19 protein-coding genes are annotated in these 16,321 nt (G+C 40.3%); 8 read left to right on the top strand and 11 right to left on the bottom strand.

Annotated features, from left to right (window positions below; translation table 11 throughout):
• Positions 1-121 precede the first annotated feature (121 nt).
• Positions 122-346 carry a DUF2835 family protein gene (locus tag BGC07_RS04705; RefSeq protein ID WP_235602933.1) on the top strand — a complete coding sequence of 75 codons (225 nt, stop codon included), beginning with the start codon at positions 122-124 and terminating at the stop codon, positions 344-346.
• A 92-nt stretch (positions 347-438) separates the two neighbouring features.
• Positions 439-5,316, top strand: coding sequence for an NAD-glutamate dehydrogenase (locus BGC07_RS04700; RefSeq protein WP_069312157.1), 4,878 nt, complete (start codon positions 439-441; stop codon positions 5,314-5,316).
• 90 nt (positions 5,317-5,406) lie between these two features.
• Here the strand turns inward: BGC07_RS04700 and nhaA are convergent, their stop codons facing one another.
• Positions 5,407-6,726 (bottom strand): Na+/H+ antiporter NhaA, encoded by a 1,320-nt coding sequence (gene nhaA, locus BGC07_RS04695; RefSeq protein ID WP_069312156.1) that lies wholly within the window; start codon positions 6,724-6,726, stop codon positions 5,407-5,409.
• 111 nt (positions 6,727-6,837) lie between these two features.
• On the opposite strand from nhaA, the gene BGC07_RS21775 reads away from it, so the two are divergent.
• From BGC07_RS21775 to sppA, 4 genes are all read left to right on the top strand, one after another.
• On the top strand, positions 6,838-7,170 hold the full coding sequence (locus BGC07_RS21775) for an FUSC family protein (protein ID WP_235602932.1): 333 nt from the start codon (positions 6,838-6,840) through the stop codon (positions 7,168-7,170).
• Positions 7,136-7,933 (top strand): FUSC family protein, encoded by a 798-nt coding sequence (locus tag BGC07_RS04690; RefSeq protein ID WP_235602931.1) that lies wholly within the window; start codon positions 7,136-7,138, stop codon positions 7,931-7,933. The genes BGC07_RS21775 and BGC07_RS04690 overlap by 35 nt, the downstream gene beginning before the upstream one ends.
• Before the next feature lie 66 nt (positions 7,934-7,999).
• On the top strand, positions 8,000-8,170 hold the full coding sequence (locus tag BGC07_RS21185; protein ID WP_201258120.1) for a hypothetical protein: 171 nt from the start codon (positions 8,000-8,002) through the stop codon (positions 8,168-8,170).
• A gap of 7 nt (positions 8,171-8,177) precedes the next feature.
• Positions 8,178-8,942 carry a signal peptide peptidase SppA gene (gene sppA, locus BGC07_RS04685; RefSeq protein WP_201258119.1) on the top strand — a complete coding sequence of 255 codons (765 nt, stop codon included), beginning with the start codon at positions 8,178-8,180 and terminating at the stop codon, positions 8,940-8,942.
• Between the two features lie 84 nt (positions 8,943-9,026).
• On the opposite strand, the gene BGC07_RS04680 is transcribed toward sppA, so the two are convergent.
• Positions 9,027-9,803, bottom strand: a complete 777-nt coding sequence (locus BGC07_RS04680) for an AraC family transcriptional regulator (RefSeq protein ID WP_158006871.1) — start codon at positions 9,801-9,803, stop codon at positions 9,027-9,029.
• A 120-nt stretch (positions 9,804-9,923) separates the two neighbouring features.
• Between BGC07_RS04680 and BGC07_RS19290 the strand changes: the two genes are divergently transcribed.
• Positions 9,924-10,517: an MFS transporter gene (locus tag BGC07_RS19290; RefSeq protein ID WP_077216766.1), complete on the top strand. Its 594-nt coding sequence runs from the start codon at positions 9,924-9,926 to the stop codon at positions 10,515-10,517.
• Between the two features lie 56 nt (positions 10,518-10,573).
• Positions 10,574-11,170 (top strand): MFS transporter, encoded by a 597-nt coding sequence (locus tag BGC07_RS19285; protein WP_077216765.1) that lies wholly within the window; start codon positions 10,574-10,576, stop codon positions 11,168-11,170.
• On the opposite strand, the gene BGC07_RS23815 is transcribed toward BGC07_RS19285, so the two are convergent.
• From BGC07_RS23815 to BGC07_RS21770, 9 genes are all read right to left on the bottom strand, one after another.
• Complete coding sequence (locus BGC07_RS23815; RefSeq protein ID WP_077216764.1) at positions 11,153-11,473, bottom strand: DUF2158 domain-containing protein; 321 nt, start codon at positions 11,471-11,473, stop codon at positions 11,153-11,155. The two genes, BGC07_RS19285 and BGC07_RS23815, sit on opposite strands and share 18 nt — an antisense overlap.
• An 18-nt stretch (positions 11,474-11,491) precedes the next feature.
• Positions 11,492-11,833, bottom strand: a complete 342-nt coding sequence (locus tag BGC07_RS04670) for a hypothetical protein (RefSeq protein WP_069312154.1) — start codon at positions 11,831-11,833, stop codon at positions 11,492-11,494.
• A 143-nt stretch (positions 11,834-11,976) separates the two neighbouring features.
• Positions 11,977-12,612, bottom strand: a complete 636-nt coding sequence (locus tag BGC07_RS04665) for a cytochrome b/b6 domain-containing protein (RefSeq protein WP_069312153.1) — start codon at positions 12,610-12,612, stop codon at positions 11,977-11,979.
• 34 nt (positions 12,613-12,646) lie between these two features.
• The gene (locus tag BGC07_RS04660; protein ID WP_077216763.1) at positions 12,647-13,249 is read right to left on the bottom strand and encodes a tyrosine-protein phosphatase; all 603 of its coding nucleotides are present in this window, start codon (positions 13,247-13,249) and stop codon (positions 12,647-12,649) included.
• Between the two features lie 109 nt (positions 13,250-13,358).
• Positions 13,359-14,714, bottom strand: coding sequence for a heavy metal sensor histidine kinase (locus BGC07_RS04655; protein ID WP_069312151.1), 1,356 nt, complete (start codon positions 14,712-14,714; stop codon positions 13,359-13,361).
• Between the two features lies 1 nt (position 14,715).
• Positions 14,716-15,387: a heavy metal response regulator transcription factor gene (locus BGC07_RS04650; RefSeq protein WP_069312150.1), complete on the bottom strand. Its 672-nt coding sequence runs from the start codon at positions 15,385-15,387 to the stop codon at positions 14,716-14,718.
• Between the two features lie 118 nt (positions 15,388-15,505).
• A complete protein-coding gene (locus tag BGC07_RS23095) occupies positions 15,506-15,637 on the bottom strand; it encodes a hypothetical protein (protein WP_268801615.1) in 132 nt (43 codons plus the stop codon).
• 146 nt (positions 15,638-15,783) lie between these two features.
• The gene (locus tag BGC07_RS04645; protein WP_069312149.1) at positions 15,784-15,987 is read right to left on the bottom strand and encodes a hypothetical protein; all 204 of its coding nucleotides are present in this window, start codon (positions 15,985-15,987) and stop codon (positions 15,784-15,786) included.
• A 79-nt stretch (positions 15,988-16,066) separates the two neighbouring features.
• Positions 16,067-16,321: hypothetical protein (locus tag BGC07_RS21770; protein ID WP_235602930.1), on the bottom strand; the 255-nt coding region annotated here is incomplete at its 5' end.

Raw genomic sequence — 16,321 nt, 5'->3', positions numbered from 1 at the left:
TTAAACTAATCTTATCTATTACAATATTCGTATACGACGGATAATGAAGCAAGGATTTTTTCCATCCAATGCAATAAGTTGGCTAAAAAATGGAAGTAAGAAAGATAACTTAGGAGAGCCGATGCCAACGACTCGTTTTCACCTTAACCTCTCACGTGAGCAAGTGATGCGTTATTATCAAGGTCAGGCAAACATCGTTCATGTCGAGGATGTGTATGGCCGCCGTGTCCAATTTCCTGCCAGCTTACTACGACACATTGTTGATCACCAAGGTGCACATGGTTTATTTGAAATAGAATACTCAGCAGATGGAAGGTGCATTGCGGTAAAAAAAATAACGCCATAATTGCTTGCAAAAGGTTTTAAAATTTCCATGGGAGGCGTATGATTCAGCTTTAGAACGAATAGAACTGAATATTAAAAACATAAGGGTGAGACATGACTCGGTTGGTCAGTGATAACGTGACAGATATTGTTGAGAACGTTGTGGCGCTCGTTAACGAAAAAGTTGCAGCAAAACAAGCACCAATGGTTGCCGAATTTGTTCGACAACTTTATAACGTGGTTTCTTACGAAGATTTAGTGTCAAGAGATATTGTTGATTTGTACGGTGCTGCAATGTCGCACTGGAATTTTATTTATCAGCGCAAAGCCAAAGAAGCGAAGGTACGTGTTTATAATCCAAATTTTGAGCAGCATGGTTGGCAATCAACACATACGGTGATTGAGGTTGGCTATGATGATATGCCATTTTTAGTCGATTCTTTGAGCATGGTGCTTAATCGTCGTGGCATGACGATTCATTTGGTCATTCATGTGGGCGGTATGAAGTTTCAACGTGATGCTAAAAACCAAATCACAAAAGTTTTGCCTTGGACGAAAAATAGTCGCGTTAAAGACGTTACCATTGAAGCGCCGATTTACATTGAAATTGACCGCCAAGCGGATGACGAGATTCTTGAACTGCTTAAAGAGGAATTACAACAGACATTACATGATGTTTCAGTTTCTGTAGAAGATTGGCTGAAAATGCGTGAGGCTTGCGCAGGCATGATCACCGATTTGAATGAAAATGCCAAGCTAATTGATGCGGATGAGTTGAAAGAGTCTGTTGAATTTTTAAAGTGGGTTCATGAAAATCATTTTACTTTCTTAGGTTGCTGTGACTATGAGCTGTCCGGTAAGAAAGGTGAAGAGGTGTTACGTGCGATTGAAGGCACTGGGCTTGGTGTTCTGCGTGATCGTTCGTCGATTCATAAGCGAGATATTTCAGCGTTACCCCCTGAGGCGCGTGAGATTTCACTTTCAGTTTCACCGCCTTTAATTGTTGCAAAAACCAGCTCTCGAGCAACGGTTCATCGTCCGGCATATACTGATTTTATCGGTGTTAAGCGTTATAACAGTAAAGGTAAACTAATTGGTGAGCGCCGCTTTATCGGCTTGTACACATCAACGGCCTATAACAGCAATCCACGAACGATTCCCTTATTGCGATTAAAAGTTGAGCGTATTGTTGAGCGAGCAGGGTTTCCGGCGCAGGGCCATGCCGGTAAAGCTTTGTTGAATATCCTTGAAACATTCCCTCGTGATGATTTATTGCAAGCGCCTGATGATGAATTATTTGAAATGACCTCAGGAATTTTGCATTTGCAAGAGCGTCAGCGTATCCGTTTATTTATGCGCCGTGATACCTATGGTCGTTTTTATTCTTGCTTGGTTTATTTGCCGCGAGATCGCTTTACTTCGCGCTTACGCCATAAAATGCAAGATATTTTAATTAAAGAGTTAAATGGGCAATCTTCTGAATTTACAACACTATTTTCAGAGTCTGTATTGGCGCGCATTCATATTATTGTACGGGTGAATCCGGCAGACAAAACCCCTGAAATTGATTTAAAAGAGCTTGAGCAAAAGCTGATTGATGCTGCGCGTGAATGGACCGATGACTTACATGATGTATTGGTTGAGCGTTTTGGTGAGAGTAAAGGGGCATTGCTTGCGAGCAAGTATGGTGAAGCCTTTCCGCTTGCTTATCAAGAAGATTTTATGGCGCGCACCGCGGTGGTCGATGTAGAGCACGTTGAAGATATTCTTAAAGGCAAAGATATTGCCATGAGTTTTTACCGTCGCCTTGAAGAGTCTTCGTCGCGGTTACGCTTTAAAGTGTTTATTAAAGAGGAACCCGTTGAATTATCAATTGTTTTGCCGATGCTAGAAAATATGGGCTTGCGTGTCCTGGGCGAGCGTCCTTATGAGCTTAAAATGCAAAAAGGCATTGTCTGGATCTCTGACTTTACTTTAGAGCAAAAATCTGCTGATGCCATTGATGTTGATAGTTTACGTGAATCTTTTCATGAAATGTTTCTACAGCTTTGGCATGGCAAAGTTGAAAATGATAGTTTTAACCGCCTTGTTGTTAATGCAGGGCTGTCTTGGCGTGAAATTACTGCCATTCGGGCTTATGCAAAGTATTTATTGCAAACTGGCTTTAAATTCAGTCAGCCCTATATGGAAGACACATTCAATGAGCACCCAAAAATTGCCAAGTTGGTTGTTGCAGCCTTTGAAGCACGTTTTCATCCAAAGAAAAGCAATGAAGAAAACTTTGAAAAAATAGAGCAAAAAGTCTTAAAACTGCTTGATGATGAGGTAACGAACTTAGACAAAGATACGATTTTGCGTCGCTTTATTGATTTGATGAAAGCCACTCTTAGAACCAATTTTTACCAAAAATCATCAGATGGTCAGATGAAAGAGTACGTTTCTTATAAATTTTCGCCTGATTTAATCCCTGATTTACCATTGCCGCGTCCTGCCTATGAAGTCTTTGTTTATTCACCACGCGTTGAAGGGGTGCATTTGCGAGGGGCAAAAGTGGCTCGTGGTGGTTTACGCTGGTCGGATCGCCGTGAGGATTTCCGTACTGAAATTTTAGGTTTAATGAAAGCCCAGCAAGTGAAAAACTCGGTGATTGTTCCGCAAGGGGCAAAAGGTGGTTTTGTACCGAAAAACTTACCGGAAGGCAGCCGAGACGAAATCCTGAAAGAGGCGATTAGTTGTTATAAAATCTTTATCAGTGGTTTATTAGATATTACTGATAACCTGAGTAGTGGTGATGTTGTTAAGCCCGTTGATGTTGTGCGTTATGATGAGGATGATCCTTATTTAGTGGTCGCAGCCGATAAAGGAACGGCAACATTTTCTGATATTGCTAACGGTGTTGCGCGTGAATATGGCTTTTGGTTGGACGATGCTTTTGCTTCTGGCGGTAGTGTGGGATATGACCATAAGAAAATGGGCATTACTGCGCGGGGTGCTTGGGAATCTGTGAAGCGTCATTTCCGTGAACATCTAGGCATTGATTGTCAAACAACCGACTTTACCGCAGTTGGTGTGGGTGATATGGCAGGAGATGTCTTTGGTAATGGCATGTTGTTGAGCCGTCATATTCGCTTGGTCGGTGCATTTAACCACATGCATATCTTTATTGATCCAAATCCAGATTCAGCGACAAGTTATGAAGAACGCCAACGCTTATTCGAATTGCCAGGGTCAGCGTGGTCAGATTATAACTCTAAGCTCATTTCTAAAGGGGGCGGTGTTTTCAAGCGTTCAGCGAAATTCATTCGTTTAACCCCTGAAATTAAAGTGCTATTGGGTGTTGAAGACGATGTCATGATTCCAAATGACGTGATCAAAGCCTTGTTAAAAGCAAATGTTGATTTAGTCTGGAACGGTGGTATTGGCACCTATATCAAAGCGACTGAAGAAACGGATGGTGAAGTGGGTGATCGTGCGAATGATAGTGTGCGCGTGAATGCCAATGAGCTGAACTGTAAAGTGATTGGTGAGGGCGGTAATCTAGGGTTAACGCAGCGCGCTCGTATTGAGTTTGGCTTAAAAGGGGGTGCGTGTTACACCGACTTTATCGATAACTCTGCAGGAGTCGATTGCTCTGACCATGAGGTTAATATCAAGATTTTACTCAATGATATTGTTGCCAATGGTGATATGACAGAAAAGCAGCGTAATGAATTACTTGCACAGATGACCGATGAAGTCGGTGAGTTATGTTTGCATAATAACTATCGTCAAACGCAAGCGATTAACACTGCTGTGAGCCAAGGTGTTGAAGCTTTGGACTTATATGCGCGCCAAATTCGTGATTTAGAACGCCAAGGTCACCTTGATCGTGAAATTGAGTTTTTACCGGATGATGAAGCACTACAAGAGCGTAAAGCAGAGCAAAAAGGCTTAACCTTTGCTGAATTTGCTGTGGTTCTCGCCTATAGCAAAAACGTGCTTAAAGAAGAGTTGCTGGCCTGTGATGTGGTTGATGATCCCGCTCTCTTTAACTGCTTAGAGTCGGCGTTTCCAAAAGTATTGTGTAAATCTTATGGTAAGCAGATGCGCGAGCACCGTCTGGCCCGTGAGATTGTGGCGACACAATTGGCAAACTCGATGACCAATTACATGGGGGTGACTTTTGTCAGTCGCTTACGCGATGAGACGGGCAGCCAAGTTGCTGCGATTACCCGTGCATATTTGGTGGCTGCACGCGTCTTTGATGTCGATGGGACGTGGGCTGCGATTGAAGAGCTGGATGGTAAGGTTGATCCAAAACTGCAGATGGAAATGATGCGGGAAGTGACCCGAGTTATTCGCCGAGGGACACGCTGGTTTTTGCGTAACCGTCGTAAGAATCTTGATGTGAATAAAACAGCAACGCAGTTTTATTCAGAAGTTGAAGGTTTGTTTACGGCATTGCCGACCTTATTGGACGGTGAGGATGCCCAATATTTCAGCAACAATATGACCAGCTTTGTTGAAGAAGGTGTGCCTGAACATCTCGCGATGAAGATGGCTGGGCTACGTTTTATGTATTCTGCGCTTGATATTGTTGAAGCGGCAAATGTCCATGGCTTTACCATTGAAGAAGTCGCGCGTGTCTACTTTATCTTGAATCATCGCTTAAGCTTGGGCTGGTTCCGCTTTATCTTGGGTGAGCACTTGGTGCAAAACTATTGGGAAGCGCTCGCTCGAGCGGCATTGCGCGATGATTTAGATTGGCAGCAGCGAGGCTTAACGATCGGGGTGATGAGCTTTGAAGGTGACTCTGATGATATTAATGAGCGCCTTGATGGCTGGATTGCTGAGTATGAGCACATGATCAATCGCTGGAATAGTATGGTGAGCGACCTTCGTGCGAGTAATGTCCGTGATTTTGTCATGTTTTTTGTGGCAATGCGTGAATTGATTGATATTTCTCAATCGACATCGCAATCTCTTCTCGAGCATGAAGCAGAGGCAAGTTAATGAACGCTACAATTAATATGTATTGAGTTTGTGTATCGAATCAAGCTCAAGATTAAAATAAAAGCTGTAAATAAGCGCTAGAAATAGCGCTTATTTTTTTGTTTTAGCCTGACGGAGCAAAATATAACCTAAACTCCCGGCAATGAGCGAAGCAATTAAAATACCAAGCTTAGCGGAGTTAAGTAATACTGCTTGATCACCAAGGGCAAGATCTGCAATAAAAATTGACATGGTAAAACCAATACCGGCTAGTAAACTTAGGGCGAAAATATGTTGCAAATTAATGCCTTTAGGAAGCTGCACCTGTTTTGCTTTTATAAGACAAAAAACCACTCCAAATATGCCGATTACTTTTCCGAGAATGAGCCCTAAAATAATGCCAATGGTCAATGGCGATGTTAAAGATTGATGCAAGTTTAAGCCTTGAAATGAAATCCCTGCATTGATTAAAACAAAAATAGGCACAATAACGAACATAACCGGTTTATGCAGAGCATGCTCTAAGCGTTGCAATGGCGTTTCTGCATGATGAACGAGGTCTTCTAAATAGTGCATTAATGCTTTGATGTGCTCATTCGCTTGTCCTTGGTTCTTTGTCGCATGGTTTTCGACTTCACTCAGCGCTTCTTGAGAAAGCTTGCCAAAATTTTTCGGCAAGGGGGTGTTTTTTCCCGGGATAGTAAAGGCGAGTAAGACACCTGCAACTGTGGCATGTACACCTGATTTTAATAAAAAGAACCATAAAACAGCACCAATTATGAGATAAAAAGAAAGTCTACGAACACCGGCTAGATTCATTAATAGTAAAATAATAAAAGAAAAAGCCGCATATAATAGGTAATTTATTGAAATTTCTTGTGTGTAAAAAAGAGCGATAACAGTGACTGCACCTAGATCATCGACGATGGCAATGGCTGTGAGCAATACGATTAAACTGCGTGGAGCCCGATTACCCAATAAAGAGAGAATACCGATGGCAAAGGCAATGTCGGTTGCCATTGGAATTGCCCAACCTTTTGCTGTTATGCCCGTTGAGTTGAGACTGAAAAAAATAAGTGCAGGAACTACCATGCCGCCAATTGCTGCGCTGACGGGTAATAATGCCTTATTAAATTGGCTGAGCTCGCCTGCCATCACTTCACGCTTGATTTCAAGGCCGGCCAGTAGGAAAAATATCGCCATTAAACCATCATTGACCCAATGATAAAGCGGCTTTATCAGTGCATGAGCGCCGACTTGGATACCCAAGGGAAAACCATGCAGTGAGGCATAAAGGTCTTGGGTGATTGGTAAGTTTGCGACAATCAGCGCAATAATTGTGCAGAATATAAGCAGTATACCAGCACTGGCTTGATTGCTTAGAAAAAGCTCAAAGGTATCTTGAAATTTGCGTATTTGTCGACTCAGCATATGATTACCTTGGTTGTTTTAGTGATTAAGGCCGTAGTTACTTGATCAATAAGCAGGCTTTTGTTCTCCTTATTTGGTATAGTTTATAGTAAATTACCAGAGGAGATAAAGGTGGTCGCAAAGCAATGGGTTGATACGCTAACGTCTTATCGAATGATTCATGCCTTTAAAACGGCATTAGCCTGTTTAATTGGTTTGGTTGTTTTTCGTACCTTTAACTTAGATCATGGGCAATGGGTGATTATTACTGTTGCGGTTGTGATGGGAGCGCAAGTCACTGTCGGTGCTGCAGAAGACAAGTCCATTGCTCGTAGTGCCGCGACTGTGATTGGAGCTGCTGCGGCAGGCTTATTTTTGCTGACGGGTTGGGGGGAGGATTTTTTTCGCCTCGCTGTTAGTTTTATTTCTAGTGTCTTTTGGTTTCGCTTATCTTGCTGGAAGTAAGCGTTATGCTTATGTTGGAGTGTTAGGGACTGCAACATTTGCAATTATCGCATTAACAGGTTCAGCAAAATTAGGTATTGCCGAAGGTATGCTAAGAGCGGTTGATATATTAATTGGGGTGTTAATTAGCTTAGTTATTTCGAGAGTGTGTTTGCCAATTTATGCACGGCGTGAATTATTATTATCGATGTCAGGGACGTTAAGAAACTTCATTTCTCTTTATGAAGATAGTTTTACTAAACATGCGACTTTTACCCCGCTTGAGAATTCTGCATTTGAAGTTGATAAAATAGCAGCGATCAGTAAGTCATTTGCACAACAAAATAAGCTTCTTGAAGAAAGTAATACCTGGTTAGAGTGTAAAAAATTGCCTTTTGATTTGCATTTATGTAAAGAAAGCTTAATTCAATTAAAACGAGTTTTCCGCCAGATATTAGCAACGCGTTATAGTTTGAGTTTATCAAGAGAGGATACCGTTTGGTTAAGAGGGCATGCGGACACGCAAGCGATTGCTGAACATGTTATTGAACTTTTAAACAACGGCTTAGAGCAGCTTAAGGCTTACCCAAAGTCGATAGACTGGCTAGCGGCTGATGAGAATAAAATAACTCGTCTACGTGAAACGATTCAAAAACGAACTGCGAGCCAGCCTCCTGAGCATCATATTCACCTTTATGCTTTTTTGCACAGCATTGAACACTTATGGGAAGAGCTAATACAGCTTGATCATAGTTTGCAGCGCTTATTAGAGATACATAAATAAACATTATAAGATAAATATAAATTCGAGTTAAAATAAATATTTTAATAAAATTAAACTGGAGAGGAAATGTTTAAAGACAAGGCGCCACGCACAGGGCAAGATACAATTAATGATTTAGTGTTTTCTATCGTTAGAGAACAAAAAACCGAAAAGGCGCTGGGGGAATTTTTTTTCAAGTTGTTATTTGTGGCTTATATTTTATTTATAACCGCTGCTTTTTTCATTGATAAAAAATGACTCAGCAATGGATAAAGCCCATACAGCAGAAATTGATGTGACGGGTGTCATTTCAGCCGGGACCGAAACAAATGCAGACAATGTGATTAAAGGTTTGCAAGCTGCGTTTAAAAACCCACAGGCCAAAGGGATTGTCTTAAGAATTAATAGTCCGGGTGGCTCCCCTGTGCAATCTGAGGAAATTTATAATGAAATACGTCGGCTAGAAAAAAAATACCCTGAGAAAAAGGTTTATGCCGTATGTGAAGATGCGTGTGCTTCTGGTGCTTATTATATCGCATCAGCCGCGAGTGAAATTTATGCACAACCTGCAAGTTTAGTCGGTTCGATTGGGGTGATTATGAATGGCTTTGGTTTTACTGAAGCGATGGAAAAACTAGGAATAGAGTCTCGTGTTTTAACTGCAGGAAAAAATAAAGATTTTTTAGACCCGTTTTCTCCTATGAATGAGCAGCAAAAAAAGTTTGCCTTAAATATGCTTAAAAGTGTGCATCAAGTTTTTATTGCAGATGTTAAGCAAGGGCGAGGCAAGCGTTTAAAGAATGATCCAGAAATATTTTCAGGGCTGGTTTGGACAGGTTTGCAAGCGAAGAAGTTAGGCTTGATTGATCATTTTGGTAGTTATCGCAGGGTTGCCGCCCATGTGATAAAAGCACCAACCATTGTTGATTATACGGTTAAGCCTGGATTTTGGGGAGAGTTTAGCCAACGAGTAGGAACGGCATTTAATCATGCTTTTAGCACCATGCTTGCTAGTATCCACTTAAGCTGATTTATCAAAATAAATAACTATAAATAATAACAACAAAAATCTATTGGTTTTTTAGCTGATAGGTTTTTAATATATTAAAAATAATTATTTTTGAATATAGTATGAAGGTGCTTTTCCCATGAGGCGCTTGAACATTATACTAAATGCACTATCACTGCTAAAGCCTAAACGATCCGCTGTTATTGAAACGGATTGGGTTGTTATTAATAGTTCCAAGGCTTGAATAATTTTGAATTGTTGTTGCCATTGATGACAAGTTAAGCCAAGCTCTTTTTTGAATAGGCGATTGAGATTTCGGCTGCTCGTGCCTATGTGATTAGCGATGGCCTCAGGCTTTAATAGAGTATGCGGGTGAGTCATGATATGGTTAATTGCCTTAGAAATGATTTTGTGGGAAGTGAGCGGCACGCTGTAGTTTAAAGGTGTTGGGCTGATAATTTGGTCCATACAGCTGTGAGCGAGGCGTAAGGTAATCTGAGAATCTAGTTTTTCTTCTTCAATAAAGCAAAGTTCATCAATCATTTCTCGAAGTAGTGGCTTAACTGCGATTAAATGAGTCTGTTGAGGTGTATTAGGAAAATGGTCGAGGTCAAAGTAAAGGCTGCGATACTTCACTAACCCTTGGGCGGTGATTTTATGAGGGACTCCAGCGGGCAACCACAGGGCCTTATTAGGGACAAGCAGGGTCATTCTGCCTTGGGCGACGGCTTGCATGCAACCAGAAATACCATAGAGCAATTGTCCTTTGATGTGTTGATGCATCGGGTCTTGGTGATCAAGTATATCAACAGCGATGCCTAAAATTGGGTAGGGCTTGTCATCTGGCTCGAAGCGTGGGCCATTCGCGGGATAGTTTGGCATAAGGCAGTTAAATTTGTCCAAATTTGAAAAATATTGGTCCATATATAACATATAGAGCAAGATTAGCTACTTTATTATAAGGCTGAGCGTTTATTTTAAGATTACAAAGAAATATTTTTAATGAAATCAATGAACAATAAAAAGTTACCGTTGTGGTTAATTATTTTATTAGCTGGTTTTCCTCAATTAAGTGAGACGATTTACTCACCTGCCTTGCCAGCGATTACAACGAGCTTACAAACGAATAATCACTGGGTGCAGTGGACCTTGAGTATTTACTTTATGGGGTTTGCCAGCGGTGTATTTATCTGGGGGCGAGTTTCTGATTATACAGGTCGCCGCTTTGCGATGCTATTTGGAATTATCGTTTATCTTGTGGGGAGTTTGATTTGCTTGTTTTCGTCATCGATTGGCTGCTTGTTTATTGCCAGAGCGATACAAGCCTTTGGTGCAAATGCTGGTTCGGTGATTACACAAACGATGTTACGTGAGTACTTTAGTGAGAAGGAACGTGGTCGTATTTTTGCAAGCATGGCAATTGCTTTATCTTTTGCACCGGCAATTGGTCCTGTAATTGGCGGTGTATTAAGCCATTATTTTGGCTGGCGTAGTAACTTTCTTGTTTTATTACTCATTGTTGTTATTATTTTATTCTTATCTTATTTATATCTGCCGGAAACATTAATACCTGTAAAAAAAGTAGTAATAATTTAGATAAAAAAGTATCGTTATGGCGAGTTTTTAAACGCTTAACTCGTGATTTGCATGTAATGATTTCAGCCTGTCTAATTGGTATTACAAATGCTTTTATTTTCTGTTTTTATGCAGAAGGCCCATTTATATTTATTAACCACGTGAAGCTTTCTAGTCAGGAGTATGGACTATTAGGAATATTTATCGCTGTAGCGTCTATTTTTGGAGGGTTTGCTTATCGGCATTTGCAAAAGGGTCTTGAGGATAAAACAATCGCTTATTTAGGTGGGCTGATGAGCTTTATTGGCAGTGGCTTGATGTTATTTGGATTAATCGTGCTAAATTCTGTGGGTGCAGAAAAGCATGTGATAATCAGCATCATAGTAATAATGTTACCTTTTATGCTCATTAGCTTTGGTAGTTTTGGTTTAGTCGTTCCTGTAGTTTTAAGCCAAGCATTGGTGAAGTACCAAGACTGTTTGGGGACAGCCGGTGCCTTATTTGGACTTTTGTATTATATGGTTTTATCCGTGTTAACATGGACTATGGGCTTAATTCACAATAAGACACTATGGCCAATGCCCAGTTACTTTTTCGTGCTGAGTTTTGTTATGTTGCTTATGTTCAAAGCCTCTTCAAGAAAGAGTAAAACCGATTTATATGACTTTCAGTGAGGGTGAAGCTCCAGAGTGGGGCTGTGTTGAAGGCCTCAATAAAGTTGACTTTGCTCTTTGTGAACGGCATTTTTTGGATATGATCGGGAGCTGGTTGTTAACTTTTTCTAAGGTTGAAGTAGAGAAATACCCACCTTTATAAATATATTTTGATCCTTCAGAAGCGTACCAACCACATTCACATATTGGGCCTTGTTTACCATTGTTATCTGTGTGAACGTAGGTCACAAACATATTTGGGCTGCCAGTTTTTAGTCTAACACTATCACCGAGTTTAAGCGTTAAGTCGTTATTTTCTGGCATAGCCGGCGTCCTCTGTGGTCATGACTTCATTAAGCTTAATGAGTATGGTTTAGTTTTTAAACCGTAATAGTTACTCTTTTTAGAAGATGAGACTTTTAAAAGAGTAATGAAAGTTAGAGTAAAAATATTGGCTAGATAAATTGCCTGAATTTTTTTTGCCGTTTTATCAGCTTCGGACCATCGCTGGAATGCGGTGTCTTGTATTTCATAGTAGTGATTAAGTTGCTGCTGTATTTCTTTGGCGCTTTTACTCTCATCAAAGGCGTGAAGCTTTAAAGCGTTAGAGAAATCTTGGTATTTTTCAATGTATTCTGCATGAAGTTTACAGGCTAGAGTGTCAGTTGCTACAGTTTGGTTCATGATAGTTTCTCACTGGCTATATTTGTAAGTTTGGGTTACTTTTCCATTTTGTAATATTAACTAAAAATTTGCAAGGGTTTTAGATTTGGCTGTGTTATTGTATTAATAGAAAATATATTTTTTATAGTATCTAGATAAGTTTATTAGTTTTTGATTGAGTTATCTTGGTCGATATATAATCGATAAAATTGGTGTTGAGAGGGGAGTATTAGCACCTGTGAATCAATTATTGAGGAGCGCGTTTTTGTTTTTTTTCTAACCAATAATGAAGGGCGGCCATTGCTACATGACCAAACCAATATACCCAAATGAAATTTGCTAGAAAACTGTGCGACCATTCGAATACCTCGAAAAAAACTATTTTCAGCAAAATGATAATAATAAAAGTAAAAGAGCACCGCTCCTGTTGCTGCCATTGCCGTTGCTGCTAAAAAACCTAGGCCATGAATAAGGCCAGATAGCCCAGGGCCGGTTGTTGCGGCTGGAATTTGTTTATTGATGATTAATGTTTTGATATCTTGATAAATAGCTTGGCGGCCTGATTTTCCCCAAGGAAACAAATGATTAAAGCTGCTAATGCCTTTTTTATCTACAGTGCTCCAAATCCAGTGTAAGACGATAATGATGACAGCGATTAGCCCAGCATACATGTGCAGAGTAAATGCACTTGTGCCAGTAAAATTATTGCTGTTTGGTGCTGGAGCTTCCATAAAAAGACTAGAGATAAGTTGAAAGGTAATTGTTGCTGCCATGCCGAAGTGAAGAAAAAAAGCAGGCAAATTCCAGGTTTTTTTGATTCATGCAGAAGGCTCCTTATAGCGCTTGTAATTGTTGGATCCAGTGTAAAAAATTTTTACGGCTATTTATTTTATTATGCTGATTTAACCAGTTAATATAAAGAGGCATCACCATTTTGCCAATACTGTCCGGGGCGAAGACGAGGTAGTGCCATGAGATTTGCTTTAAAACAGTGTTGATTGAGTCGTGTGTGAATAAGATTAGGCTAATGGCTGAAGCGAGTCCGGTGCGATCAGCGCTCGCTCGGCAGTGGAGTAATAATGGTTTGGGAGCATCTTGAATGAGAGTAATCAGTGCTTTTAATTGGTGAAGAGTGGGTAGGCCGTTAGGAGGAAGGTGTAAGTCGTAATGCTTAACATCAAAGTGCTTGCTAATGGCGATTTCATTTTGGTACCAAGTTTGATTGAGTTGAGCTCCGCGCAGGTTAATAATAGATTTTAAATGATTTTGTTGAATAATTGCTGCAAATTGTTTTTTTGAAAGTTCTGCACTGCGGTAAATTTCATGTGAAATGACAGCATGAGTGTTAAAGCGCATGGACAGCCAGTAGAGAGTTGCCAAGGAGCTGAGTGTCATAAAGAGTAATAAAGTTAGACGGTAGTGGTGAGGGTAAAGCACGAGCCTGCCAGAAATAAATTGATATTGCGCTTAGTCTAGCAAGCATTTACTGACACTAAAGTGACATCAAGATGACAATATTGTCATCTTGCCAGTGATTGAATAGCGTTTATTTGGGGAAAACAAGCGTCATAATAGTGCCTGTTGACGTATTTTCTGTAATTTCTAGATGCCCATGGTGTGCTGTTAAAATCGCTTGAACGATGGCCAGGCCCAGCCCCATGCCCGGAGCGCTTTCATCATTGACGCGATAGAAAGGTTTGGTGATTTTAGGCCAATGTACCTTTGCAATACCTGGGCCGTGGTCAGCAACGTTGATTTTAATATGGTTTATCGTCGCGTGAAAATAAATCGAAATACAACTGTTGTTTGGGCTAAACTTGATGGCATTGCTGATCAAATTAGAGAGTGCTTGACGAAATAGCGTTGCATCCGCAACGAGAGTGCCGGAACCGGTAATTTGGAATTGTATCTTTTTGTCTTCGGCAAGGGCTTCATAGTAAGAGCAGATAAATTCAGCTTCATTTCTCAGCTCTAGATTTTCAAGCTGTAGCGGCATTTTGTGAGTATCGAGGCGGGCGAGTAGGAGAAAACGGTCTATGGTGCGAGATAACCTGCGGCATTCTTCTATATTAGACTCAATAATTTCTTGTGACTTAGGGGGGATTTCGTTGTTGTTGAGTAAAATTTCATTACTGATCATTAAGTTATTTAAAGGTGTACGCAACTCATGGGCCGCGTGAGCACTGAAATTTGCGAGTTGTTCCATGCCTTGATCTATGCGCTCAATCGCTTGGTTTAGGGTATGAACAAAGGGTTTAAGTTCAGTGATATGGTTGACATGCTCTTCGCTTAAACGCTGTTTAAGTTGAGTGGGGTCGATCTTGGCAATTTGTTCAATTAACTTATTGAATGGCTTTAAGCCAAGCTTTATGATCAGTGTGCTTAAAGCAACGGCAATGACTAAGGCGGCAAAGGTCATAAGTAAAAGATCGTAGCTGAGCGATGAGAGCATGTGTTGATCATGGCTATAGTCATAAGCGAGTTGAATTTTTATATTGTTTTTATTGATGGTCTTTGTTGCTAATGCATAGTTATGGTTATTGATAACCGCTTTTTCTATAGTGCTAGATTTTGGCCAATCAATTAAGTTGAAGCGGTTAGCGAATCCAGGCGTTTCTTTGACTAATTGATTATTTTTATCAAAAACACGAACCCAAAATAAATGGCGGTTACTCTGAGGCTCCCAAATAACTTCTTGTTCTAAGGGTTGGTTATAATCAGTTCTCTTTAATATACCCGTTAATACTTGCATCTCATTATTAAGAAAATGATTGATGTTTTCATTAAAGTGATGCTGAATGCGCCAATAAATTAATCCAGAAATTAAGAGGGTCAAACCTAAAAAACAGCTTAAAATGAGAGTGAGTAGCTGTGTGGTGAGCGAATATTTCCAGGGCTTCAACTTATTCCTCATTTTCTATGCAATAACCGCGGCCACGAATGGTTTTAATTAACTGATGCTCTTTATCTTCAAGCTTTGCTCTTAACCGCTTGATTGCAACATCGATAATATTCGTATCACTATCGAAGTTAATATCCCAGACTTGTTCGGCGATGATGGTACGACTTAAAACTTGGCCGCGGCGATGCAACAGTAAAGATAGCAGGCTAAACTCCTTTGCTGAAAGTTCGAGGCGTTTTCCTGCCGATTTGACTATCTGGCGATTAAAATCAACTTCAAGGTGAGCGAGCTTAATGATATTACTTACCGATGTAGTTTTGCGCCGAAGTCGCGCTTGGACGCGAGCTAACAGCTCTGAGAAAGCAAAGGGTTTTACAAGATAGTCATCAGCGCCTAAGTTTAAACCTTTTACTCGATCCTCGATGCTGTCGCAAGCGGTGAGTAAAATGATAGGAATCGTTTGGTTTTTTGTGCGAATTTTTTTAAGAATTTCCCAACCATTTAGGTTCGGCAGCATAATATCCTGAATGATTAAGTCATAATTATACTCTAATGCCATATGTAGGCCCTCTTGGCCTTCATAAGCAACATCAACCTGGTAGGCTTCTTGAGTAAGGCCAAGCTTGATGTAATCGGCTGCCTTGTGCTCATCTTCGATGACTAAAATACGCATGTTGTGATTATAATCTCTATTGCTTTAAAAAACATAAGAAACAATTATATCACGCTTGCATTGTCGTATTGCTCTTTAGATCGAGGGGTTTAAGTATTCTTGTTAGCTGACTATGGGATTAATACATCAACGCGCCGTTTTGGTAACGATCAAGCATGAGATCGGTTGTACCAAACTTACGATCAAGATAGAGGCCGCCTAGAGAGCAAAGCGTAAAAATAATGAGTGTTGAGATTGCTGAAACCATCATCGTCTACCTAACTTTAAAGTGCTAAATTAAGCAATTGCTGCTATGCGGTAATCTAACATATTTGTGCGGTGCAATCTAGTCATTTACACAACTTTCACAGTGAGTTAATTGAGGACTAAGGTGAGTTAAAATAGATAGGGGAAAAGTTAGGTCTTTCGTAATGAAAGTAACAGCAATAGGCCAAATAAAATCACATAGAGTCCTGGCATAAATAACCAATTTTGATCAATAAAATAAGCGGCAAGTATAGGGGCGGTACCACCGAAGATGGCAGCAGACGAACTCCACATCAAGCTGGTTCCCGTGCAACGCACCTGTGTTGGCAGACAATCTAACATATAGCGAAACATGGTTGCTGAAATCCCGCTATTGGCAATGATATAGAGGGTAAAACTGAGAAGTAATAAAATAGGTTGATTGAAATTTGCACTATAGAAGAGGCTTGGAGCGGTGATGCACATCAGGAGAGTACAAAGAATTAAGACTTTTCGGTAGCCTGATTTTTTCAGCGAATAGGGCGAAAATAGGAATACTGATCGTGACACAGGCTTGAACAATCGTCATATACAAAGCAGCTTGGCCGAGTGAATGCTGAGCATGTGTGACTAGAAAGCTGACAAAATAAACATTGCAGGTATAAATATAAACGCTTAAAAAAGCGGCCATTAAAATTATTTTAATGAG

The organism is Piscirickettsia litoralis, assembly GCF_001720395.1.
GTDB lineage: Bacteria > Pseudomonadota > Gammaproteobacteria > Piscirickettsiales > Piscirickettsiaceae > Piscirickettsia > Piscirickettsia litoralis.
Note: the sequence above shows the minus strand (reverse complement) of the source record. Positions and strands in the feature narration are given on the sequence as shown.